Source organism: Streptomyces sp. NPDC046887 (genome assembly GCF_040644755.1).
Taxonomy (GTDB): domain Bacteria; phylum Actinomycetota; class Actinomycetes; order Streptomycetales; family Streptomycetaceae; genus Streptomyces; species Streptomyces lichenis.
Genome location: NZ_JBEYXH010000048.1, coordinates 18,127 through 40,614, shown reverse-complemented (window position 1 = coordinate 40,614; position 22,488 = coordinate 18,127). Strand labels below are relative to the sequence as shown.

At 71.6% G+C, this 22,488-nt stretch carries 21 protein-coding genes; 4 read left to right on the top strand and 17 right to left on the bottom strand.

Features of this window, described 5'->3' with window-relative positions:
* The 12 genes from nuoL to ABZ945_RS30065 all read right to left on the bottom strand — a co-directional run bounded on the left by nuoL (position 1) and on the right by ABZ945_RS30065 (position 13,041).
* The gene (gene nuoL / locus ABZ945_RS30120; RefSeq protein ID WP_361275942.1) at positions 1-1,941 is read right to left on the bottom strand and encodes an NADH-quinone oxidoreductase subunit L; all 1,941 of its coding nucleotides are present in this window, start codon (positions 1,939-1,941) and stop codon (positions 1-3) included.
* Positions 1,942-1,952: 11 nt separating this feature from the next.
* On the bottom strand, positions 1,953-2,252 hold the full coding sequence (gene nuoK, locus ABZ945_RS30115) for an NADH-quinone oxidoreductase subunit NuoK (RefSeq protein WP_004927567.1): 300 nt from the start codon (positions 2,250-2,252) through the stop codon (positions 1,953-1,955).
* Positions 2,249-3,142: an NADH-quinone oxidoreductase subunit J gene (locus ABZ945_RS30110; protein WP_361275940.1), complete on the bottom strand. Its 894-nt coding sequence runs from the start codon at positions 3,140-3,142 to the stop codon at positions 2,249-2,251. The genes nuoK and ABZ945_RS30110 overlap by 4 nt, the downstream gene beginning before the upstream one ends.
* Positions 3,139-3,774, bottom strand: a complete 636-nt coding sequence (nuoI, locus tag ABZ945_RS30105) for an NADH-quinone oxidoreductase subunit NuoI (protein ID WP_361275967.1) — start codon at positions 3,772-3,774, stop codon at positions 3,139-3,141. Before nuoI ends, ABZ945_RS30110 begins: the two co-directional genes overlap by 4 nt.
* Entirely contained in the window at positions 3,758-5,149 is a 1,392-nt protein-coding gene (nuoH, locus tag ABZ945_RS30100; RefSeq protein ID WP_361275937.1) for an NADH-quinone oxidoreductase subunit NuoH, read from the bottom strand. Before nuoH ends, nuoI begins: the two co-directional genes overlap by 17 nt.
* Entirely contained in the window at positions 5,146-7,665 is a 2,520-nt protein-coding gene (locus tag ABZ945_RS30095; protein WP_361275935.1) for an NADH-quinone oxidoreductase subunit G, read from the bottom strand. Before ABZ945_RS30095 ends, nuoH begins: the two co-directional genes overlap by 4 nt.
* Positions 7,662-9,020, bottom strand: coding sequence for an NADH-quinone oxidoreductase subunit NuoF (nuoF, locus tag ABZ945_RS30090; RefSeq protein WP_361275932.1), 1,359 nt, complete (start codon positions 9,018-9,020; stop codon positions 7,662-7,664). Before nuoF ends, ABZ945_RS30095 begins: the two co-directional genes overlap by 4 nt.
* Positions 9,017-9,865, bottom strand: coding sequence for an NADH-quinone oxidoreductase subunit NuoE (gene nuoE, locus ABZ945_RS30085; protein ID WP_361275964.1), 849 nt, complete (start codon positions 9,863-9,865; stop codon positions 9,017-9,019). Before nuoE ends, nuoF begins: the two co-directional genes overlap by 4 nt.
* Before the next feature lie 26 nt (positions 9,866-9,891).
* Positions 9,892-11,232 carry an NADH-quinone oxidoreductase subunit D gene (locus ABZ945_RS30080; RefSeq protein ID WP_361275930.1) on the bottom strand — a complete coding sequence of 447 codons (1,341 nt, stop codon included), beginning with the start codon at positions 11,230-11,232 and terminating at the stop codon, positions 9,892-9,894.
* Complete coding sequence (locus ABZ945_RS30075) at positions 11,229-11,960, bottom strand: NADH-quinone oxidoreductase subunit C (RefSeq protein WP_361275928.1); 732 nt, start codon at positions 11,958-11,960, stop codon at positions 11,229-11,231. Before ABZ945_RS30075 ends, ABZ945_RS30080 begins: the two co-directional genes overlap by 4 nt.
* A 145-nt stretch (positions 11,961-12,105) precedes the next feature.
* Complete coding sequence (locus tag ABZ945_RS30070; RefSeq protein WP_361275926.1) at positions 12,106-12,660, bottom strand: NADH-quinone oxidoreductase subunit B family protein; 555 nt, start codon at positions 12,658-12,660, stop codon at positions 12,106-12,108.
* 21 nt (positions 12,661-12,681) lie between these two features.
* The gene (locus ABZ945_RS30065; protein ID WP_248636062.1) at positions 12,682-13,041 is read right to left on the bottom strand and encodes an NADH-quinone oxidoreductase subunit A; all 360 of its coding nucleotides are present in this window, start codon (positions 13,039-13,041) and stop codon (positions 12,682-12,684) included.
* 794 nt (positions 13,042-13,835) lie between these two features.
* Here ABZ945_RS30065 and ABZ945_RS30060 point away from each other — a divergent pair.
* Positions 13,836-14,720 carry a C40 family peptidase gene (locus ABZ945_RS30060; RefSeq protein ID WP_361275921.1) on the top strand — a complete coding sequence of 295 codons (885 nt, stop codon included), beginning with the start codon at positions 13,836-13,838 and terminating at the stop codon, positions 14,718-14,720.
* 148 nt (positions 14,721-14,868) lie between these two features.
* The gene (locus ABZ945_RS30055; RefSeq protein WP_361275919.1) at positions 14,869-16,050 is read left to right on the top strand and encodes a hypothetical protein; all 1,182 of its coding nucleotides are present in this window, start codon (positions 14,869-14,871) and stop codon (positions 16,048-16,050) included.
* 72 nt (positions 16,051-16,122) lie between these two features.
* Here the strand turns inward: ABZ945_RS30055 and ABZ945_RS30050 are convergent, their stop codons facing one another.
* From ABZ945_RS30050 to ABZ945_RS30040, 3 genes are all read right to left on the bottom strand, one after another.
* Entirely contained in the window at positions 16,123-16,521 is a 399-nt protein-coding gene (locus tag ABZ945_RS30050) for a DNA-binding protein (protein ID WP_361275917.1), read from the bottom strand.
* Positions 16,518-16,796 carry a hypothetical protein gene (locus ABZ945_RS30045; protein WP_361275915.1) on the bottom strand — a complete coding sequence of 93 codons (279 nt, stop codon included), beginning with the start codon at positions 16,794-16,796 and terminating at the stop codon, positions 16,518-16,520. Before ABZ945_RS30045 ends, ABZ945_RS30050 begins: the two co-directional genes overlap by 4 nt.
* Before the next feature lie 77 nt (positions 16,797-16,873).
* Positions 16,874-18,166, bottom strand: coding sequence for a geranylgeranyl reductase family protein (locus tag ABZ945_RS30040; RefSeq protein WP_361275913.1), 1,293 nt, complete (start codon positions 18,164-18,166; stop codon positions 16,874-16,876).
* Between the two features lie 95 nt (positions 18,167-18,261).
* Here ABZ945_RS30040 and ABZ945_RS30035 point away from each other — a divergent pair, with 95 nt between their 5' ends.
* Entirely contained in the window at positions 18,262-18,807 is a 546-nt protein-coding gene (locus tag ABZ945_RS30035) for a GNAT family N-acetyltransferase (RefSeq protein WP_361275910.1), read from the top strand.
* Positions 18,808-18,966: 159 nt separating this feature from the next.
* Complete coding sequence (helR, locus tag ABZ945_RS30030; RefSeq protein WP_361275961.1) at positions 18,967-21,156, top strand: RNA polymerase recycling motor ATPase HelR; 2,190 nt, start codon at positions 18,967-18,969, stop codon at positions 21,154-21,156.
* 61 nt (positions 21,157-21,217) lie between these two features.
* On the opposite strand, the gene ABZ945_RS30025 is transcribed toward helR, so the two are convergent.
* Positions 21,218-21,916: a demethylmenaquinone methyltransferase gene (locus tag ABZ945_RS30025; protein WP_361275908.1), complete on the bottom strand. Its 699-nt coding sequence runs from the start codon at positions 21,914-21,916 to the stop codon at positions 21,218-21,220.
* A gap of 56 nt (positions 21,917-21,972) precedes the next feature.
* Entirely contained in the window at positions 21,973-22,488 is a 516-nt protein-coding gene (locus ABZ945_RS30020; protein WP_361275906.1) for a hypothetical protein, read from the bottom strand.

The window sequence follows — 22,488 nt, the reverse complement described above, 5'->3', positions numbered from 1 at the left end:
TCACACTCCCCTCATCAGCAGGGTCGCGGCGATGAGCACCGCCGTACCTCCGAACATCGAGAGCGCGTAGGAGCGGGCGAAGCCGTTCTGCAGCTTGCGCAGCCGGCCGGAGAGTCCGCCGACGGAGGCGGCGGTGCCGTTGACCACCCCGTCCACCAGGGAGTGGTCCAGATAGACCAGGGAGCGGGTGAGGTGCTCGCCGCCGCGGACCAGGACCACATGGTTGAAGTCGTCCTGGAGCAGGTCGCGGCGGGCGGCCCGGGTGAGCAGCGAGCCGCGCGGGGCGGTGACCGGCACCGGCTTGCGCCCGTACTGGGCGTAGGCGATGCCGGCGCCGATCAGCAGGACGACGATGGTGGCGGTGGTGATCACGGCGGCGCCGACCGGCGGGTGGCCGTGCTCGAACTGGGTGACCGGCTCCAGCCAGTGGACGAAGGAGCTGTTGAAGGAGAACAGGGCGCCTGCGAAGACCGAGCCGAAGGCGAGCACGATCATCGGGACCGTCATGGACTTCGGGGACTCGTGGGGGTGCGGCAGTTCGCCGGGGTGGTGGTCGGCGGAGGGCTCGACGTCGGTGGCGGCGTCCGCCGCCGGGGCGGGCTGCCAGCGCTTCTCGCCGAAGAAGGTCATCAGCATCACGCGGGTCATGTAGTACGCGGTGATGCCAGCGCCCAGGAGCGTGACCGCGCCGAGGATCCAGCCCTCCGCGCCGCCCTTGGCGAACGCCGCCTCGATGATCTTGTCCTTGGACCAGAAGCCGGAGAGCCCCGGGAAGCCGATGATCGCCAGATAGCCGAGGCCGAAGGTGACGAAGGTGACCGGCATGTACTTGCGCAGGCCGCCGTACTTGCGCATGTCGACCTCGTCGTTCATGGCGTGCATCACCGACCCCGCGCCGAGGAACAGCCCGGCCTTGAAGAAGCCGTGGGTGACCAGGTGCATGATGGCGAAGACATAGCCGATCGGGCCCAGCCCGGCGGCCAGCACCATGTAGCCGATCTGCGACATGGTCGAGCCGGCCAGCGCCTTCTTGATGTCGTCCTTGGCGCAACCGACGATCGCACCGAAGAGCAGGGTGACCGCGCCGACCACGACCACCACCAGCTGGGCGTCCGGGGCGGCGTTGAAGATGGCGCCGGAGCGAGTGATCAGATAGACGCCGGCGGTGACCATGGTGGCCGCGTGGATCAGGGCCGAGACCGGGGTCGGGCCCTCCATCGCGTCTCCCAGCCAGGACTGCAGCGGCACCTGGGCGGACTTGCCGCAGGCGGCCAGCAGCAGCATCAGGGCGATGGCGTTGAGGGTCCCCTCGCTCGCGCCGTCCAGCTCCTGGAACACCGGCCCGAAGGTGAAGGTGCCGAAGGTGGTGAACATCAGCATGATCGCGATGGAGAGGCCGATGTCACCGACCCGGTTGACCAGGAAGGCCTTCTTGGCGGCGGTCGCGGCCGAGGGCTTGTGCTGCCAGAAGCCGATCAGCAGGTAGGAGGCGAGGCCCACACCCTCCCAGCCGAAGTACAGCAGCAGGTAGTTGTCGGCCAGGACGAGGAGCAGCATGGCCGCGAGGAAGAGGTTGAGATAGCCGAAGAAGCGGCGGCGGCGCTCGTCGTGCTCCATATAGCCGATGGAGTAGACATGGATGAGGGTGCCGACACCGGTGATCAGCAGGACGAAGGTCATCGACAGCTGGTCGAGCTGGAAGGCGATGTTGGCCTGGAAGCCTTCCACCGGGACCCAGGCGAACAGCGTCTGGTAGAGGGCGCGTTCCTCGGCGCCCCGGCCCAGCATGTCGAAGAAGAGCACCGCCCCGATGACGAAGGAGGCGGCGGCCAGCACGGTGCCGAGCAGATGCCCGTACCGGTCCAGCCGGCGGCCGCCGCACAGCAGTACGGCCGCTCCCAGCAGCGGCGCCGCGACGAGCAGCGCGATCAGGTTCTCCACGTTTCAGCCCCTCACAGCTTCATCAGGCTGGCGTCGTCGACCGAGGCCGAGTGGCGGGAACGGAACAGCGACACGATGATCGCCAGCCCGACGACGACCTCCGCGGCGGCGACCACCATCGTGAAGAAGGCGATGATCTGGCCGTCGAGATTGCCGTGCATCCGGGAGAAGGCGACGAACGCGAGGTTGCAGGCGTTGAGCATCAGCTCCACGCACATGAACACCACGATGGCGTTCCGCCGGATCAGCACCCCGGTCGCGCCGATGGTGAACAGCAGCGCGGCCAGGTAGAGATAGTTGACGGGGTTCACTGGTCGTTCTCCTCCTTGTGCGCCCCAGCCCGGCGGGCGGTGCCCGCGGGGGCCGGGCGGCGGCCGAGGCGGTCCTCGGACCGCTGCTCCAGGGCCGCAAGGTCGTTCAGCGCCTCGGTGGAGACATCGCGGACCTGGCCGCGGGCGCGCAGGGTCTGGCTGACGGTCAGCTCCGAGGGGGTGCCGTCCGGCAGCAGTCCGGCGACGTCCACCGCGTTGTGCCGGGCGTAGACACCGGGGGCCGGGAGGGGCGGCAGGTGCTTGCCCTCGCGGACCCGGCGCTCGGCCAGCTCCCGCTGGGTGGCGGCCTTCTCGGTGCGCTCCCGGTGGGTGAGCACCATCGCGCCGACGGCGGCGGTGATCAGCAGGGCGCCGGTGATCTCGAAGGCGAAGACGTACTTGGTGAAGATCAGGGCGGCCAGACCCTCGACGTTGCCTCCGGCGTTGGCGGTGCCCAGGCCGTTGGAGGTTCCGAGCGAGGCCCGGCTGATGCCGGCGATCAGCAGGGCGCCGAAGCCCAGCGCGCAGAGCGCGGCCAGCCAGCGCTGGCCCTTGATGGTCTCCTTCAGCGAGTCGGCGGCGGTGACGCCGACCAGCATGACCACGAAGAGGAAGAGCATCATGATCGCGCCGGTGTAGACGACGATCTGCACGATGCCCAGGAAGTAGGCCCCGTTGGCGAGGTAGAAGATCGCCAGGATGACCATGGTGCCGGCCAGGCAGAGGGCGCTGTGCACGGCCTTCCTCATCAGGATGGTGCACAGGGCGCCGACCACGGCGATGGTGCCGAGGACCCAGAACTGGACGGCCTCGCCAGTGGAAGTGGTGGACGCGGCGAGCGTCACCGTGTCGGACGCGGCGAGCGAGAGGGAGTCGGTGGCGGCGCTCATGGCTCGATCACCTTCCTCGACGCGGGCTCGTCCTCGCCGAAGTCGGCCGCGGCCTCCTGGGGCTTGGCGTCCACGTCCTTGGAGACGGCCTGCTGCGGGACGGTGCCCGGGGCGGCCTCGGTGACCAGGCCCCGGTAGTAGTCCTGCTCGTCCATGCCGGGGAAGATGGCGTGCGGGGAGTCGACCATGCCCTCCTCCAAGCCCGCCAGCAGCTGCTCCTTGGTGTAGATGAGGTTCTGCCGGGAGCTGTCGGCGAGCTCGAACTCGTTGGTCATGGTGAGCGCGCGGGTGGGGCAGGCCTCGATGCACAGCCCGCACAGGATGCAGCGGGCGTAGTTGATCTGGTAGACCCGCCCGTACCGCTCGCCCGGCGAGTACCGCTCCTCCTCGGTGTTGTCCGCGCCCTCCACATAGATGGCATCGGCCGGACAGGCCCAGGCGCACAGCTCGCAGCCGACGCACTTCTCCAGCCCGTCCGGGTGCCGGTTGAGCTGGTGGCGGCCGTGGAAGCGCGGCGCCGTGGTCTTCTGCTGCTCCGGGTACTGCTCGGTGAGCCGCTTCTTGAACATGGCCTTGAAGGTCACGCCGAAGCCGGCGACCGGGTTCTGGAAGTCGCTATCGGACACCGTCAGCCTCCTTTCCGTCACTCTCCGTACGAGTATCGGGGCCACCACTGACAATCAGTTCCCGGTCCCCGCGCGGACGCCTGCGTGGGACCGGTGGGAGGGTCTGCCCGGGCAGCGGCGGTACGGGGTAGCCGCCGGCCATCGGGTCGAAGGCGGGCGGTTCGGCCTCGGCCTCCTCGCCCTTGCCCCGCCCCCGGTCGCGGAAGGCGTCCGCCACGAAGGACAGCAGCAGCACGGCGAGGACCGCCCCGCCCACGTAGAGCACGATCTCGGTGAAGTCGTAGTTCTCGTTGCGCAGCGCCCGCACGGTGGCGACCAGCATCAGCCAGACCACCGAGGCCGGGATGAGCACCTTCCAGCCGAGCTTCATCAGCTGGTCGTAGCGGACCCGGGGCAGGGTGCCGCGCAGCCAGATGAAGAAGAAGAGCAGCAGCTGCACCTTGAGGGTGAACCAGAGCAGCGGCCACCAGCCGTGGTTGGCGCCCTCCCAGAAGCCGGAGATGGGCCAGGGGGCGCGCCAGCCGCCGAGGAAGAGGGTCACCGACACCGCGGAGACCGTCACCATGTTCACGTACTCGGCGAGCATGAACATCGCGAACTTGATGGAGCTGTACTCGGTGTTGAAGCCGCCGACCAGGTCGCCCTCGGACTCCGGCATGTCGAACGGGGCCCGGTTGGTCTCGCCGACCATGGTCACCACGTAGATGATGAAGGAGACCGGCAGCAGCACGATGTACCAGCGGTCGGCCTGCGCCTCCACGATGGTGGAGGTGGACATCGAGCCGGAGTAGAGGAACACCGAGGCGAACGCGGCGCCCATGGCGATCTCGTAGCTGATCATCTGTGCGCAGGAGCGGAGCCCGCCGAGCAGCGGATACGTCGAGCCGGAGGACCAGCCGGCCAGCACGATGCCGTAGATGCCGACCGAGGCGACCGCGAGGATGTAGAGCATCGCGATCGGCAGGTCGGTGAGCTGCATCGTGGTGCGCTGGCCGAAGATCGACACCTCGTTGCCGGCCGGACCGAACGGGATGACCGCGATCGCCATGAACGCCGGGATGGCGGCCACGATCGGCGCCAGGACGTAGACCGCCTTGTCCGCGCGGCGGACGATCACGTCCTCCTTGAGCATCAGCTTGACGCCGTCGGCGAGCGACTGGAGCAGTCCCCAGGGGCCGTGCCGGTTGGGGCCGATGCGCAGCTGCATCCAGGCGACCACCTTGCGCTCCCACACAATGGAGAACAGCACGGTCACCATGAGGAAGGCGAAGCAGAAGACCGCCTTGACGGCCACCAGCCACCAGGGGTCACGGCCGAACAGGGACAGGTCCTCAGCGGCCAGGATGTAGGAGCTCGTGTACGAGCTCAGGGACGGGCTCATTCCTCCACCTCCGTGGGGCCCGCGGGGGCGGGGGCGGCCGGGGCGATACGGACCAGCCGGCCGGGTACGGCTCCGGTGTCGGAGAGCACCCCGCCACCGGTGGACCGCAGCGGCAGCCACACCACCCGGTCCGGCATCTCGGTGATGTGCAGCGGGAGTTCCACGGAGCCGGCCGGGCCGCTGACGGCGAGCAGGTCGCCGTCCTTGACGCCGGTCTCGGCGGCGGTGGCGGCCGACAGCCGGGCCACCGGGGCCCGGCGGGTGCCGGCCAGTGCCTCGTCGCCCTCCTGGAGGCGGCCGAGGTCCAGCAGCATCCGGTGGCCCGCGAGGACGGCCTCGCCCTCCCCGGCCCGGGGCAGCGGTACGGCGGACTCGGACGGTCCGGCCGAGGCGGCGCCGTCCCAGGGGCCGAGCCGGTCCAGTTCGCGGCGGACGGAGCGGGCGTCCGGCAGTCCGAAGTGACTCAGTGCATCAGCGCCTCCGGCGCGGGCGAGCGCGTCGGCCAGCATGTGGAGGACGCGGGCGTCGGTCGGGGGCAGCGCCCGGGTCAGCTGCTCGGGCTTCAGCGCGGCCTCGAACATCCGCACCCGGCCCTCCCAGTTGAGGAAGGTGCCCGCCTTCTCGGCCACCGCGGCGACCGGAAGGACCACGTCCGCCCGGTCGGTGACCTCGCCGGGGCGCAGCTCCAGCGAGACCACGAAGGCCGCGTCCAGCGCCTCGCGGGCGCGGGCCGGATCGGGCAGGTCGGCCACGTCCACGCCGCCGACCAGCAGCGCGCCCAGCTCACCGGTGGCGGCGGCCTCCACGATCTGGCCGGTGTCCCGCCCGTAGCCGGTGGGCAGTTCGCGTACGCCCCAGGCCAGCGCCACGTCCTCGCGGGCCCGCGGGTCGGTGGCCGGTCGGCCGCCGGGCAGCAGCGCCGGGATGGCGCCCGCCCAGAGCGCCGCCCGCTCACCGGCCCGGCGCGGAATCCACACCAGGGCGGCGCCGGTGGCGGCGGCGGTGGCCACGGCGGCGGTCAGCGCGCCCGGCACCCCGGCCAGCCGCTCACCGACCACGATCACCGCGCCCTCGGCCCGTAGCGCCTCGGCGGCGGCCGTGCCGGACTCCTCCAACCCGTCCCGGGTGGCCAGCGCGTCCAGCCACTCGGTCTCGGTGCCGGGCGCGGCCGGCAGCAGGGTGCCGCCGGCCTTGGCCAGCCCGGGGGTGGCGTACGCGGCGAGGGCGAAGGTCCGCTGGCCGTGCTTGCGCCAGGCCTTGCGCAGCCGCAGGAAGACGCCGGGGGCCTCTTCTTCGGCCTCGATCCCGGCCAGGAGGACGGCGGGGGCCTTCTCCAGGGCGGTGTAGGTGACGCCGAGCCCGTCCAGGTCCGTGCCGTGCGCGGCGACATGGGCGGCCAGGAAGTCGGCCTCCTCGCCGCTGTGCACCCGGGCCCGGAAGTCGATGTCGTTGGTGTCCAGCGCGACCCGGGCGAACTTGGCGTAGGCGTAGGCGTCCTCGACGGTCAGCCGGCCGCCGGTGAGCACCCCGGTGCGGCCCCGGACCAGCCCGCGGGCGGCGGCCTCCAGCGCCTCCGGCCAGGAGGCGGGGGCGAGTACGCCGTCCGCTCCCCGTACCAGCGGGGTGGTGAGGCGGTCGCGCTGCTGGGCGTAGCGGAAGGCGAAGCGGCCCTTGTCGCAGATCCACTCCTCGTTGACCGCCGGATCGTCGGCGGCCAGCTTGCGCATGACCTTGCCGCGGCGGTGGTCGGTGCGGGTGGCGCAGCCGCCGGCGCAGTGCTCGCAGACCGAGGGGCTGGAGACCAGGTCGAAGGGGCGGGAGCGGAAGCGGTAGGCGGCCGAGGTGAGGGCGCCGACCGGGCAGATCTGGATGGTGTTGCCGGAGAAGTACGACTGGAAGGGGTCGCCCTCGCCGGTGCCGACCTGCTGGAGGGCGCCCCGCTCGACCAGTTCGATCATCGGGTCGCCGGCGACCTGGTTGGAGAAGCGGGTGCAGCGGGCGCAGAGCACACAGCGCTCGCGGTCCAGCAGCACCTGGGTGGAGATCGGCACCGGCTTCTCGTACGTCCGCTTGCGGCCCTCGAAGCGGGAGTCGGACTGGCCGTGCGAGACGGCCTGGTTCTGCAGCGGGCACTCGCCGCCCTTGTCGCAGACCGGGCAGTCCAGCGGGTGGTTGATCAGCAGCAGCTCCATCACACCGACCTGCGCCTTCTCGGCGACCGGCGAGGTGAGCTGGGACTTGACCACCATCCCGTCGGTGCAGGTGATGGTGCAGGAGGCCATCGGCTTGCGCTGGCCCTCCACCTCCACGATGCACTGGCGGCAGGCACCGGCCGGGTCGAGCAGCGGGTGGTCGCAGAACCGGGGGATCTCGATGCCGAGCTGCTCGGCGGCCCGGATGACCAGGGTGCCCTTGGGTACGGAGACCTGGATGCCGTCGATGGTCAGGGTGACCAGGTCCTCGGGCGGGACGGCGGCGGCGCCGCCCCCGGCGGGGTTGGACGTCGTGACCGTCATGCCGTCACCTCCGGGGTGTGACCATGGGGGTTGTCGGCCCAGGCGGTGGACTTCGCCGGGTCGAAGGGGCAGCCGCGGCCGGTGATGTGCTGCTCGTACTCCTCGCGGAAGTACTGGAGCGAGGAGAAGATCGGCGAGGCGGCGCCGTCGCCGAGGGCGCAGAAGGACTTGCCGTTGATGTTGTCGGCGATGTCGTTGAGTTTGTCGAGGTCGCTCATGGCGCCCTTGCCGGCCTCGATGTCGCGCAGCAGCTGGACCAGCCAGTAGGTGCCCTCGCGGCAGGGGGTGCACTTGCCGCAGGACTCATGAGCGTAGAACTCGGTCCAGCGGGTGACGGCCCGCACCACGCAGGTGGTCTCGTCGAAGCACTGGAGGGCCTTGGTGCCGAGCATGGAGCCGGCGGCGCCGACGCCCTCGTAGTCCAGCGGCACGTCCAGGTGCTCGTCGGTGAGCAGCGGGGTGGAAGAGCCGCCCGGGGTCCAGAACTTGAGGCGGTGGCCGGGGCGGATGCCGCCGCTGAGGTCGAGCAGCTGGCGCAGGGTGATGCCGAGCGGGGCCTCGTACTGGCCGGGCGAGGCGACATGGCCGCTGAGCGAGTAGAGCGTGAAGCCGGGGGACTTCTCGCTGCCCATGGAGCGGAACCAGTCCTTGCCGCGGTGCAGGATCGCGGGAACGGACGCGATGGACTCGACGTTGTTCACCACGGTGGGGCAGGCGTAGAGGCCGGCGACCGCGGGGAAGGGGGGCCGCAGCCGGGGCTGGCCGCGGCGGCCCTCCAGGGAGTCGAGCAGCGCGGTCTCCTCGCCGCAGATGTACGCGCCGGCGCCGGCGTGCACGGTCAGTTCGAGATCCAGCCCGCTGCCGAGGATGTTGTGCCCGAGGTAGCCGGCCGCGTACGCCTCCCGTACGGCCTCGTGCAGCCGGCGCAGTACGGGGACGACCTCGCCGCGCAGATAGATGAAGGCGTGCGAGGAGCGGATCGCGTAGCAGGCGATCACGATGCCCTCGATGAGGGAGTGCGGGTTGGCGAAGAGGAGCGGGATGTCCTTGCAGGTGCCGGGCTCGGACTCGTCGGCGTTGACCACCAGGTAGTGCGGCTTGCCGTCGCCCTGGGGGATGAACTGCCACTTCATCCCGGTGGGGAAGCCGGCGCCGCCGCGGCCGCGCAGTCCGGAGTCCTTGACGTACGCGATGAGGTCGTCCGGCGTCATGGCGAGGGCCTTCTTCAGGCCCTCGTAGCCGTCGTGGCGGAGGTAGGTCTCCAGGGTCCAGGCGTCGGGCTGGTCCCAGAACGCCGACAGGACCGGTGCCAGCAGCTTGTCGGGGCTGTGGGTCTCGGTGGCCACGGTCATCACTCCCCCTCCTCGGCGGTCGGGCTGGCGGCCGGGTTGCTCGGGTCGGAGGCCGAGGTCGGCTGGGAGCCCTCGTGCGAGCTGAGGTGCTCGCGGTTCGGGGTGGTCTTCGCCGGGTCGTCCGGCTGGGAGGGCGGTACGGCGTCGCCGGGGGCGGCCGGGCGGGGGTGGACCACCCGGGCGGGGGCGGTCTCGCCCTTGGCCAGTCGCAGGCCGATCAGCGAGGCGGGTCCGGCGCCGCCGGTCGCGGCGACCGCGCCGGGGCGCTGGTCGGGGAAGCCGGCCAGGATCCGGGCGGTCTCCTTGTATGTGCAGAGCGGGGCGCCGCGGGTCGGCTCGACCGGGCGGCCGGCGCGCAGGTCGTCCACCAGGGCGCGGGCCGACTCGGGGGTCTGGTTGTCGAAGAACTCCCAGTTGACCATCACCACCGGGGCGAAGTCGCAGGCCGCGTTGCACTCGATGTGCTCCAGGGTGACCGCGCCGTCCTCGGTGGTCTCGCCGTTGCCGACGCCCAGGTGCTCCTTGAGCTCGTCGAAGATGGCGTCGCCGCCCATCACCGCGCAGAGGGTGTTGGTGCACACCCCGACCTGGTAGTCGCCGGAGGCCTTGCGCCGGTACATGGTGTAGAAGGTGGCCACCGCGGTGACCTCGGCGGTGGTCAGGCCCAGCAGATCGGCGCAGAACCGCATCCCGGTGCGGGAGACATAGCCCTCCTCGGACTGCACCAGGTGCAGCAGCGGCAGCAGCGCGGAGCGACTGCCGGGGTAGCGGGCGATGACCTCCTTCGCGTCCGCTTCGAGCCGGGCCCGGACCTCGGCCGGGTACTCGGGGGCCGGGAGCTCCGGCATCCCGAGGCTCACCTCTTGGTTGGCGGTCACCGGTCGACGCCTCCCATCACGGGGTCGATGGACGCGACGGCGACGATGACGTCGGCGACCTGGCCGCCCTCGCACATCGCCGCCATGGACTGCAGATTGGTGAAGGACGGGTCGCGGAAGTGGACCCGGTAGGGGCGGGTGCCGCCGTCGGAGACGACATGCGCGCCCAGCTCGCCCTTGGGGGACTCGACCGCGGCGTACGCCTGGCCGGGCGGGACCCGGAAGCCCTCGGTGACCAGCTTGAAGTGGTGGATCAGGGCCTCCATGGAGGTGCCCATGATCTTCTTGATGTGGTCCAGGCTGTTGCCGAGCCCGTCGGGGCCCATCGCGAGCTGCGCGGGCCAGGCGATCTTCTTGTCGGCGACCATCACCGGGCCGGGCTCCAGCCGGTCCAGGCACTGCTCGACGATGCGCAGCGACTGGCGCATCTCCTCCAGCCGGATCAGGAAGCGGCCGTAGGCGTCGCAGCTGTCGGCGGTAGGGACCTCGAATTCGTAGTCCTGGTAGCCGCAGTACGGGTCGGTCTTGCGCAGGTCGTGCGGCAGCCCGGTGGCGCGCAGGATCGGGCCGGTGGCGCCGAGCGCCATGCAGCCGGCCAGGTCGAGGTGGCCGATGCCCTGCATCCGGGCCTTGAAGATCGGGTTGCCGGTGGCGAGCTTGTCGTACTCCGGCAGGTTCTTCTGCATGGTCTTCACGAACTCGCGCAGCCGGTCCACCGCGCCGGGCGGCAGGTCCTGGGCCAGCCCGCCGGGGCGGATGTAGGCGTGGTTCATGCGCAGGCCGGTGATCAGCTCGTAGAGGTCGAGGATCAGCTCGCGGTCCCGGAACCCGTAGATCATGATCGTGGTGGCGCCCAGCTCCATACCGCCGGTGGCGATGCAGACCAGGTGCGAGGAGAGCCGGTTGAGCTCCATCAGCAGGACCCGGATCACCGAGGCGCGGTCGGGGATCTGGTCCTCGATGCCGAGCAGCCGCTCCACGCCGAGGCAGTAGGCGGTCTCGTTGAAGAAGGACGTGAGGTAGTCCATCCGCGTCACGAAGGTGGTGCCCTGCGTCCAGGTGCGGAATTCGAGGTTCTTCTCGATACCGGTGTGCAGGTAGCCGATGCCGCAGCGGGCCTCGGTGACGGTCTCGCCGTCGATCTCCAGGATCAGCCGGAGTACTCCGTGGGTGGACGGGTGCTGGGGGCCCATGTTGACGACGATCCGCTCGTCGTCGGCCTTGGCCGCGGCCTCGGCGACCTCGTCCCAGTCGCCGCCGGTGACCGTGTAGACGGTGCCCTCGGTGGTCTCCCGGGAGGTGGTCTCCCGGGCGTCGGAGAGGTGGTCGGTGCTCATGAGTAGGACCTCCGCTGGTCCGGAGCCGGGATCTGGGCGCCCTTGTACTCGACCGCGATGCCGCCGAGGGGGTAGTCCTTGCGCTGCGGGAAGCCCTGCCAGTCGTCCGGCATCATGATCCGGGTGAGAGCGGGGTGGCCGTCGAAGATGAGCCCGAAGAAGTCGTAGGTCTCCCGCTCGTGCCAGTCGTTGGTCGGGTAGACGGAGACCAGCGAGGGCACGTGCGGGTCGCTGTCCGGGGCGGAGACCTCCAGCCGGATCACCCGGCCGTGGGTGAGCGAGCGCAGATGGTAGACGGCGTGCAGCTCGCGGCCCCTGTCGCCGGGGTAGTGCACCCCGCTGACCCCGGTGCACAGCTCGAAGCGGAGCGCCGGGTCGTCGCGCAGGGTGCGGGCGACGCGGAGCAGGTGCTCGCGCTCGATGTGGAAGGTCAGCTCGCCGCGGTCCACCACGGTCTTCTCGATGGCGCTGGCCGGGAGCAGGTCCTGCTCCTCCAGGGCGCCCTCCAGCTCGTCGGCCACCTCGTCGAACCAACCGCCGTAGGGGCGGGTGGCCGGGCCCGGGAGGCGTACGGAGCGGACCAGGCCGCCATAGCCGGAGGTGTCGCCGCCGTTGTTCGCGCCGAACATGCCGCGCTGGACGCGGACCTCCTCGCCGGCGTCGCCGCGCTGGCCGGGGAGGTTCTGGGCGCTGAGGTCCTTCTCCGGGTTGGGTTCACCCGTGCTCATCGCGTACACCTCTTCGCTTCTGCGCCCGCGCGGCGCGGCGGAAGCTTCACTTCTGCGCCCGCGCGGCGCGGCGGCGCCGGAATCGTCCTCGTCTGCGGCCCGGAGACCGCGGGAGTCTGCGGCCCGGTGGCCGCGGGTGCGTCGCTCACCTCAGCAGCCCCTTCATCTCGATCGTGGGCAGGGCCTTGAGCGCCGCTTCCTCCGCCTCCCGGGCCGCCTCCTCGGCGTTCACGCCGAGCTTGGAACCCTGGATCTTCTGGTGGAGCTTGAGGATGGCGTCGATCAGCATCTCGGGCCGCGGCGGGCAGCCGGGCAGGTAGATGTCGACGGGGACGACGTGGTCGACGCCCTGCACGATCGCGTAGTTGTTGAACATCCCGCCGGAGGAGGCGCAGACGCCCATGGAGATGACCCACTTCGGGCTGGGCATCTGGTCGTAGACCTGGCGCAGCACGGGGGCCATCTTCTGGCTGACCCGGCCCGCGACGATCATCAGGTCCGCCTGGCGCGGTGAGCCGCGGAAGACCTCCATGCCGAACCGGGCGAGGTCGTACCGCCCGGCGCCGGTGGTCATCATCTCGATGGCGCAGCAGGCGAGGCCGAAGGTCGCCGGGAAGACGGACGCCTTGCGCACCCAGCCCGCGGCCTGTTCGACGGTCGTCAGCAGAAAGCCGCTCGGCAGTTTCTCTTCGAGTCCCATGAGGTGCCTTCAGCTCCTTGGTCAGTCCCAGTCCAGGCCGCCGCGCCGCCACACGTACGCGTAGGCGACGAAGACGGTGAGCACGAAGAGCAGCATCTCCACGAGCCCGAAAAGCCCCAGGGCGTCGAAGCTGACGGCCCAGGGATAGAGGAAGACGATCTCGATGTCGAAAATGATGAAGAGCATCGCCGTCAGGTAGTACTTGATCGGGAAGCGGCCGCCTCCGGCGGGAGTGGGCGTCGGTTCGATGCCGCACTCATAGGCCTCCAACTTGGCCCGGTTGTACCTCTTGGGGCCGACAAGCGTGGCCATGACCACGGAGAAGATCGCAAACCCTGCCCCGAGGGCGCCGAGCACGAGGATGGGCGCGTAGGCATTCACGCTCCTCGCTCCTTCCAGTCGTCCTTGACCGTTGGACCGCACCGGGCTTCCGTTCTCGCCGCCTCCGCCGCGGACCTCGCGGGTACCGCGAAGATCACGCGTATGTGAGGCAGTTCACAAGCCCGACTGCCTCGCATCCTATGCCCGTCGTTCTGTGATCTGCGACACGGGGTACGGGAGGGACTTTGTGATCTCCACCACCTGACGAAGGATCATGGAACCGACAGAACGGCGATCTTCGTACCAGACGTGTCCAGTTGCTCACGTGACGTGATATGGACCTTGGTTACCGCTGGTCAGCGCGGGGGTGCCCTATCAAGGGTTGGCCCCTACAAGCAAATTCGCGGTGGACCGGAGCGGGTGGTAAGGGGACCCTTCCTGGCCTGAGCCGCCCCGAACCGCCCCTCCGAAGCCGTCGACCGACCCGCTCCCGACCTCACTCCACCGAGCGGTTTCCAGGGAGCGAAGTGGACACGTGCGCGCGTTCACGATCTTTCGGACAGCCCCCGGACGGGAGTGGGGCGGGATTCGGTGACCCGCTCGTGACCTCCGTCACTCGCCCGGGGTGTGCGCGAAAGCGGGCTTGGCCACCGAGGTGAAGGGGTGGTAAGCGCGCGGCAATTCGGACCTTTTATAGAAAGCACATGATCACGGCGTTGATCACTAGCGTCCGCATTGTCCGTTACGGCGTCAATCGGACCCGGATGGAACCGGATTCACGCGTTCCGCCCGCAACTGTGGCGCAGCACACGTTTCTTGAAGGGAACCGTCTCTCCCTGATAGCGGTTGTACCCATGTCCCACACCGCTCACATACCCAGCCACCGGAAGCCCCGGCGCAGCGCCTCGAAGCTCGCGCTGCGGGCCGGAGTTGCCGGTGGCGTCCTCAGCACCATCGCGGTGGCCGGCGCCGCCGGGCCGGCGAGCGCCGAACCGGTGACCGAGACCATCGAGATGCCCACGCTCAACGCGGACCTCGCGGGTGGCGGCCTCTCCAGCGCCGTCGCCGCCTCCGCGGAGACCACCCACCAGATCGCCCTGGACCAGGAACTCCAGTCCCTGGAGGACGCCTCGGCCGCCAAGGCCGCGAAGGACGCCAAGAAGGCCAAGGCCGAGGCGGACCGCAAGGCGGCGGAAGCCGAGGCCAAGCGCAAGGCCGAGGCCAAGGCGCAGGCGGAGGCCGCCGCCGAGCGCGCCTCCCGTACCGCCGAGCGCACCACGCTCACCGCCGCCTCGTCCGACTCGGGTTCGGACTCCGGCTCCTCCTCCGACTCCGGCTCCTCCTCGGACTCGGGCGGCTCCTCCGTCAAGGACTCGCTCCCCAGCGGCTCGGCCGCGGCGATCGTCGCCTTCGCCCGCGCCCAGGTCGGCGACGCGTATGTGATGGGCAGCACCGGCCCCAACTCGTGGGACTGCTCGGGCCTGGTGCAGGCCGCCTACCGCCAGGCCGGCATCGACCTGCCGCGGATCTCCGGCGACCAGTCCAGCCGCGGCACCGAGGTCTCGCTGAGCAACCTCCAGCCCGGCGACATCCTCTACTGGGGCAGCCGCAGCGGCTCGTACCACGTGGCGATCTACGTCGGCGGCGGCAACTTCGTCGGCGCGCAGAACCCCGGCACCGGTGTGGTGGAGCGCTCGCTCGACTACGACCAGCCGTCGGGCGCGGTCCGCGTCCTCTAAGCACTCGCTCGGCTCGAAGGGCCGTCGCTCCCCCGCTCGGGGTGGGAGCGACGGCCCTTCGCCGTGCCCCCTTCCGATCCCCCGTGCGATCATGCGTTCGATCCTCCGGCGCGGTGCCGGGGCGGCGGGGAACGGAAGAGGTGCGGCAGTGAACGCGGTGGGGGGCCAGGACGGTTCGTCGGTGCCGGACGAGGAGTGGGAGCGGTTCCTGCGGGAGTCGGCGCGGGGCGCGGCGGGCGCACCCAAGGAGCCGTCGGCGCGGGCCCGGGAGGTGACCGGGCGGCTCCGCGACACCTCGCGGGCCCGGAAGGTGACCGGGCGGCGCCGCGACACCCGCGAGGCGCCGCCCGTCTGGCGCGCCCACACACCGCCCCCGCAGCGTCGGCGGACCGCCCGCGCCGTCGCCGGGCTGCTGGCGGCGTGCGCCCTGCTGCTGCTCGCCCTCTTCCCCGACCGCCTGCTCGGCTGGTTCGGCGCGGACGGCGCTACGTCCGGCGGGGCGCCGCTCGCGGCCGAGACGGCCCGTCCGGACCGGGCGCCCGGCGAGGAAGAGGCCCGGCGGCCCACCCTGGACGAGCCGTACAAGGGGTCGCCCGCGGCCCGTTGGGCGAGCGGTACGAACGGGATCACCGTCCCCGCGGCCAAGGCGACCGGCTGGATGGACCAGGCGGAGGTGGCCCGGGCCCTGTCCCGCACCCGCGACTTCCTCGCCGCCGCCAACCTGGACCCGGCCGTACTGCGCGGAGAGCGCCCGAAGGCCGCGATCGCGCTGATCAACCCGCACCAGTCCGGCGTACAGAAGTCCCTGGCGGCCGCCTTCCCCGCACCGGGCGCCAAGCCCCCGGCCGCGGAGGACGACCCGCTGCTGCTGTTCAGCCGGTTCGACACCCGGGCGGTGCGCCTGGTCGGGGACGACATCAGGACCCGGGGCCGGCTCTCCTACGAGAAGGGCAGGGACGGCGCCCTGGAGGTGACCGCCGATGTCACCTTCGTCTACCCCACGACCCGGGCGGCGGCGGCCGGCGGCGAGGGGGAGGTGACGCGCACGATCGTACGGCGCGAGCTGGTGCTGAGCTGGGACGACCCGGAGAGGGTCAAGACCGAGCCGGGGACCTTCCGCCTCCTCTCGTACGCGGTCGACATCACCAACGGCGGCGGGTGCGGGGACGGCGCCGTCACCGGCCTCTTCCGCCCGGAGTCCGCCGCCGAACGGTCGGCCGCGACGGGCGACGGCACCCCGGCGGTGGACCCGTACGACCGCAGCCGGCCGGTGGACAAGAGCGCGGAGGTGTCCGCGGACGGCGAGTGCGGGACGGTGACGCGGTCGTAGGGGGCGGCTCGTAGGGGGCGGGGGGCCTTGGGAGTCCGGGTCATGCCCGAATCACGGCCGGGCGTCGGTGAGTCAGACCTTCTCGGCGATGATCCGGGCGTTGTCCGCCGTGAGGAGCTCGATGTCCTCGACGTCCGAGGTCAGGATCGTCACACGGCCCGGGTGAGCCAGTGCGGTCGCGCAGGCCATGGCGTCGATGGCGTACTTGTGGCCGTGGAGACCCGCCGCTCGCAGCAGCGCCGAGGCGGACTGGGCGATCGTCTGCGTCACCGGCTCGACACGGAGCCGGGAGAGGGTCCAGCGGAGGGCGGCGTCATTGATCCTCGGGTGGATCACCTCGACCAGCACCGCGGCCGAAGTGAGGACCGGCAGATCTGCGGCCTGGGCCGCCGTCAACCATTCCTGGACGTCGATGTCGCGCTGTACGGCCTTCGCCAGGCCCTCGCTGTCCAGAAACAGAGCACCGCTCACGCGGCGGCCTCGGCTTCCGGACCGTGTCCCGTGAGTCTGGCCTGCTTGGCGGCCACAGCCGCGGGGTCGGCGGGACCGTTGGCCTTCTCGAAGTCCGCGATGAGCTCCGCGAGCCCGTCCCGCTCGATCTGGCGCTGTGCGGCCCGTTCCAGATAGGCGGACACGCCGCGCTTGCCCACCCGCTCGCGGATGGCTTGCAGGGTGCCCGCCGTCAGCGACACGGAGATGCCGCTACTGGGTCCGTCACCGGGAAGGAAATCCTCGTCATCGGCCACCCGGCCATTGTGGCATTCGCAATGCCACAATGGCTATCGCACAGCGCTGCCCGGCGGGCTCGCGTCGGATCGGCCGCTCAGGCCTTGGGGGCCACCTTCGACAGGCCGTTGATGATGCGGTCCATGGCGTCGCCGCCGGTGGGGTCGGTGAGGTTGGCCAGCATCTTGAGGGTGAAGCGCATCAGCAGCGGGTGGGTCAGGCCGCGCTGGGTGGCGATCTTCATGACCTTGGGGTTGCCGATGAGCTTCACGAAGGCGCGGCCCAGGGTGTAGTAGCCGCCGTAGGTGTCCTTGAGGACCTGCGGGTAGGCCAGGAGGGCGCGTTCGCGCTGGGCGGGGGTGGCGCGGGCGTGGGCCTGGACGATGACGTCGGCGGCGAGCTGCCCGGACTCCATGGCGTACGCGATGCCCTCGCCGTTGAAGGGGTTGACCAGGCCGCCCGCGTCGCCGACCAGCAGCAGCCCGCGGGTGTAGTGGGGCTGGCGGTTGAAGGCCATCGGCAGCGCGGCCCCGCGGATCGGGCCGGTCATGTTCTCCTCGGTGTAGCCCCAGTCCGCCGGCATCGAGGCGCACCAGGCCTTCAGCACCTCGCGCCAGTCCAGCTCCTTGAAGGAGGCGGAGGTGTTGAGCACGCCGAGACCGACGTTGGAGGTGCCGTCGCCCATGCCGAAGATCCAGCCGTAGCCGGGCAGCAGCCGGTCCTCGCCGGGGCCGCGGCGGTCCCACAGCTCCAGCCAGGACTCCAGGTAGTCGTCCTCGTGGCGCGGGCTGGTGAAGTACGTCCGGACGGCCACGCCCATCGGGCGGTCCTCGCGCCGGTGCAGGCCCATGGCGAGCGAGATCCGCGAGGAGTTGCCGTCGGCGGCGACCACCAGCGGGGCGGAGAAGACCACCTTCCGCTTCTCCTCGCCCAGTTTGGCGTGCACCCCGGTGATCCGGCCCGTGCGCTCGTCGATCACCGGGGCGCCGACGTTGCACCGCTCGTACAGCCGCGCCCCGGCCTTCTGCGCCTGCCGGGCCAGCTGCTCGTCGAAGTCGTCGCGCTTGCGGACCAGTCCGTAGTCCGGGTAGCTGGCGAGTTCCGGCCAGTCCAGCTGGAGCCGTACCCCGCCGCCGATGATCCGCAGCCCCTTGTTCCGCAGCCAGCCGGCCTCTTCGGAGATGTCGATGCCCATGGCCACCAGCTGCTTGGTGGCGCGCGGGGTCAGTCCGTCGCCGCAGACCTTCTCCCGGGGGAACGCGGTCTTCTCCAGCAGCAGGACGTCCAGACCCGCCTTGGCCAGGTAGTACGCGGTGGTGGAGCCGGCCGGGCCCGCACCGACCACGATCACATCGGCGGTGTGCTCGGAGAGGGGCTGCTGCTCGGCCACGGCGGGTCTCCCGAAATGTCGAAACTGCGTATCGGACGGCACAGGTCAAGGGCAGTCTATGGGGGCGAGCCGACGCCGAACCGGAGGGCCACCCGATGACCGAGCTGCTTCCCGACGCCCCGCCCGCCACTCCCGACCCGGCCCCAGCGCCGCTGACGCTGCGGGTGCCGACCGAGGAGGACGCCTACGCCTGGCACCAGGTGTTCGACCACCCCGAGGTCATGGAGTTCCTCGGCGGACGGTCCTCGGAGCTGTCGCTGTACTACGAGTTCACCGCCCGTCAGCGCCGCCATGACGCCGAGCACGGCTTCTGCCTGTGGACGGTGCTGGACGAGGCCGGTCAGGTCGTCGGCTTCACCGGCGCCCAGCCCTGGCCGCACCCCTGGGGCCCGGCCGGGGAGATCGAGATCGGCTGGCGGCTGGCCCGTACCGCCTGGGGCCGGGGATACGCCACCGCCGCGGCCCGGATGACGCTGGAGCGGCTGCGGGCGGCCGGGGTGGAGCGGGTGGTCGCCATGGTCAACACCCGCAACGAGCGGTCCCTGGCGGTCGCCCGCAGGCTGGGCATGGAGCCGGGCGAGACGATCCCGATCCCGGGACACGAGGGCGAGGAGGCGCGCTGCTTCCGGCTGGCGTTGTAGCCACAAAGAGGACGAGGGGCGCCGCGGATCGCGCGCCCGACTCTTTCCACTCTCAACGTATAGCGCATGGGGGGACTTGCGGCAAGGCCCCCCTCATCCCGCAAAATCCCAGGTCGGAAGCGGGGCAACGGGATGGCGGGGAGTATGGCGATGCGTGTGGTGCGTTCATCTGTCGAGGGCGCGGGGGTGTTCGCGCTGCCGGAGCGGCTGGCCGCCAAGGCCGAGCCGGAGTCGATCGCCGGGGACGAGCTCCACTTCGCGGCGATCGCCCGGAGCCTGGAGGAGACCGTCGCCGAACTGTCCGACCAGCTCGCGACCGCGCTCCGGGCACCCGGCGGCGCCGGACGGGAGGCGCTGGAGCGGGACCAGGAGGTCCACCGGCTGGGCGCCAGGCTGCGTGCGCTGCGCCGGTTCGGACTGGATCTGTGCCTGGGGCGGATGGTGGCCGAGGACGGCTCCGAGCCGGTGTACGTGGGACGGCTCGGGCTCACCGACAGCGCCGGGCGCCGGTTGCTGCTGGACTGGCGCTCCCCGGCGGCCGAGCCGTTCTTCGCGGCGACCCACGCCCGCCCGATGGGCCTGGCGAGCCGCCGCCGCTACCGCTGGACCGGCGGCCGGATCAGCGACTACTGGGACGAGGTGTTCACCGAGGAGGCGCTGCGCAGCCGGGCCGCGCTGGACGACCAGTCGGCCTTCATCGCCAGTCTGGGCGCCAACCGCTCCGACCGGATGCGGGATGTGCTCGCCACCATCCAGACCGACCAGGACGCCGTCATCCGGGCCGGTTCCCGGGGTGCCCTGGTGGTGGACGGCGGCCCCGGCACGGGCAAGACCGTGGTCGCCCTGCACCGCTCGGCGTACCTCCTCTACTCCGACCCCCGGCTCGGCCACCGCAGGGGCGGGGTGCTCTTCGTCGGCCCCCACCAGCCGTATCTCAACTACGTCGCCGATGTGCTGCCCAGCCTCGGCGAGGAGGGGGTGCGCACCTGCACCCTGCGGGACCTGGTCGCCGAGGGCGCGGCGGCGGTGGAGGAGACCGACCCGGAGGCGGCCCGGCTGAAGTCCTCCGCGGAGTTGGTGCGGGCGATCGAGAAGGCCGTGCGGTTCTACGAGGATCCGCCCACCGAGGCGCTGAAGGTCAGCACCCCCTGGGCCGAGCTGCGCCTCGGCGCCGAGGACTGGGCGGAGGCGTTCGGCGCCCCGGAGCCGGGCACCCCGCACAACGAGGGCCGGGACCGGATCTGGGACGAGCTGGTCGCGATGCTGTACGACCGGCTGCCGGCGGCCGGGCACGGGCCGGACGGGGAGGACGGCGAGCGGGTGCCGGTCGAGCTGTTCCGGCGGGCGCTGGAGCACGACCAGGAGCTGGTCGGCGCCCTGGGGCGGGCCTGGCCGCTGCTGGAGGCCACCGACCTGGTCGGCGACCTCTGGTCGGTGCCCGCCTATCTGCGGCTGTGCGCCCCCTGGTTGAGCCCCGAGGAGGTGCGGACGCTGCGCCGGGCGGAGGCCCACGCCTGGACGGTGTCCGACCTGCCGCTGCTCGACGCCGCCCGGCAGCGGCTCGGCGACCCGGGGGCCTCCCGGCGCAACCGCCGCCACCGGGCCGCCATGGCCGCCGAACGCGAGCGGATGGCCGGGGTCATCGACAACGTGCTCGCCGCCGACCAGGACGGCGAGGGCGCGGTGACCATGCTGCGCGGCGCCGACCTGCGCGAGAGCCTGGTGGACGAGGGGGCGCTGCCCACCGCCGAACGGGAGCCGCTGGACGGCCCGTTCGCCCATGTCGTGGTGGACGAGGCCCAGGAACTGACCGATGCCGAGTGGCAGATGCTGCTGGCGCGCTGCCCGTCCCGCAGCTTCACCATCGTCGGGGACCGCGCCCAGGCCCGGCAGGGCTTCACCGAGTCCTGGCGGGAACGGCTGGCCCGGGTCGGTCTGGACCGGATCGAGGTGGCCTCGCTGAGCGTCAACTACCGGACGCCCGAGGAGGTCATGGCGGAGGCGGAGCCGGTCATCCGCGCCGTACTCCCGGACGCCAATGTGCCCACCTCCGTACGCCGTAGCGGTATCCCCGTCACCCATGGCTCCCCCGCCGACCGGGACGCGATCCTCCGCGACTGGCTCGCCGAGCACGAGGACGGGAACGGGATCGCCTGTGTCATCGGCGACCCCTCGTTCCGGGCCACCCCCCGGGTCCGCTCGCTGACCCCGGAGCTCTCCAAGGGGCTGGAGTTCGACCTGGTGGTGCTGGTCGACCCGGAGAGGTTCGGGCAGGGCGTCCGGGGCGCGGTGGACCGCTATGTGGCGATGACCCGCGCCACCCAGCGCCTGGTCGTCCTCAGCAGCTGAGCCGTCGGCCCTGGGGCTCGGTGCCCCACCCGGCGCCTGGTCGTCCGCACGGGCTGAGCCGTCAGCCCTTGGCCTTGGTGCCCCGGTGCAGGGCGACGATGCCGCCGGAGAGGTTGCGCCAGGCGACCTTGGACCAGCCGGCCTTCTGCAGGCGCCGGGCCAGCTCCGGCTGGTCCGGCCAGGACTGGATGGACTCGGCCAGGTAGACGTACGCGTCCGGGCTGGAGGACACCGCGCGGGCCACCGGCGGCAGCGCGCGCATCAGGTACTCCTCGTACACCGTGCGGAACGGCGCCCAGGTGGGGTGGGAGAACTCGCAGATCACCACCCGCCCGCCGGGCCGGGTCACCCGGAACAGCTCGGCCAGCGCGGCGTCGGTGTCCTGGACGTTGCGCAGCCCGAAGGAGATCGTCACCGCGTCGAAGACGCCGTCCTTGAACGGCAGCCGGGTGGCGTCCCCCGCGGTCAGCGGCAGCCAGCCGTGCCGCCTGCGGCCCTCCCGGAGCATGCCCAGCGAGAAGTCGCACGGCACGGTGAAGGCGCCCGCCAGCGCGAACGGCAGCGAGGAGGTGCCGGTGCCGGCGGCCAGGTCCAGCACCCGCTGGCCGGGCCGGGCGTCCACTGCGCGCGCGACCTCCTTGCGCCAGCGGCGGTCCTGGCCGAGCGAGAGGACGTCGTTGGTGAGGTCGTACCGTTCCGCGACGGCGTCGAACATCGAGGCGACGTCGTTCGGCTTCTTGTCCAGGGATGCGCGGGTCACCCGGCCATTGTGCAGCAGGTGTACGTACACCTCGCAGCGCGCCCCGCGCCCCGGGCTCACGCCCTCCGGTACACCAGCCGCCCGCCGACCACCGTGACCAGGCAACTCCCGTCCTCCGCCGCCACGGTGAAGTCCACCACGGTGAAGTCCGCCCGCCCACCGGGGGCGAGGACGCCCGGGGCGGCCGGGGCGACCAGCACACCGGAGCGCTGGACGGCGGTACGCACCGGGGCCCGGGTGAACGGCCCGGCGACCGCGGTCACCCCGCGCCCCAGCATCCGCTGCAACCCGCGCCGGGCGCTGGCGCCCCAGCGGGTGTCCGTCATCGCCACCGCACCGGCCGGCAGCGGCTCCGTACCCAGCTCGTCCGCCTCGCGCGGGTCGGGCCAGTAGAGCGTCTCCAGCAGCCGTACGGCGTCCGGCTCATGGCGCCCGGGCAGCAGCGTGCCCGCCCACTCGCGTACCCGCGCGCCCGGCCCCGGATCCAGCTCCCCGTACGGCCCGAGGGCGAGGACCAGGCCGCCGTCCACCAGCACGCAGTCCCCGGCCGCCGGACGGTGAACAGTCAGCAT

Excerpts from the sequence above, each read along its gene's own strand:
- ABZ945_RS30110 (WP_361275940.1), bottom strand. The coding sequence starts at position 3,142 with ATGAGCGCCGCCACCGACTCCCTCTCGCTCGCCGCGTCCGACACGGTG.
- nuoH (WP_361275937.1), bottom strand. The coding sequence starts at position 5,149 with ATGAGCCCGTCCCTGAGCTCGTACACGAGCTCCTACATCCTGGCCGCT.
- ABZ945_RS30095 (WP_361275935.1), bottom strand. The coding sequence starts at position 7,665 with ATGACGGTCACGACGTCCAACCCCGCCGGGGGCGGCGCCGCCGCCGTC.
- nuoE (WP_361275964.1), bottom strand. The coding sequence starts at position 9,865 with ATGCCGGAGCTCCCGGCCCCCGAGTACCCGGCCGAGGTCCGGGCCCGG.
- ABZ945_RS30080 (WP_361275930.1), bottom strand. The coding sequence starts at position 11,232 with ATGAGCACCGACCACCTCTCCGACGCCCGGGAGACCACCTCCCGGGAG.
- ABZ945_RS30075 (WP_361275928.1), bottom strand. The coding sequence starts at position 11,960 with ATGAGCACGGGTGAACCCAACCCGGAGAAGGACCTCAGCGCCCAGAAC.
- ABZ945_RS30070 (WP_361275926.1), bottom strand. The coding sequence starts at position 12,660 with ATGGGACTCGAAGAGAAACTGCCGAGCGGCTTTCTGCTGACGACCGTC.
- ABZ945_RS30060 (WP_361275921.1), top strand. The coding sequence starts at position 13,836 with ATGTCCCACACCGCTCACATACCCAGCCACCGGAAGCCCCGGCGCAGC.
- ABZ945_RS30035 (WP_361275910.1), top strand. The coding sequence starts at position 18,262 with ATGACCGAGCTGCTTCCCGACGCCCCGCCCGCCACTCCCGACCCGGCC.
- ABZ945_RS30020 (WP_361275906.1), bottom strand. The coding sequence starts at position 22,488 with ATGCTGACTGTTCACCGTCCGGCGGCCGGGGACTGCGTGCTGGTGGAC.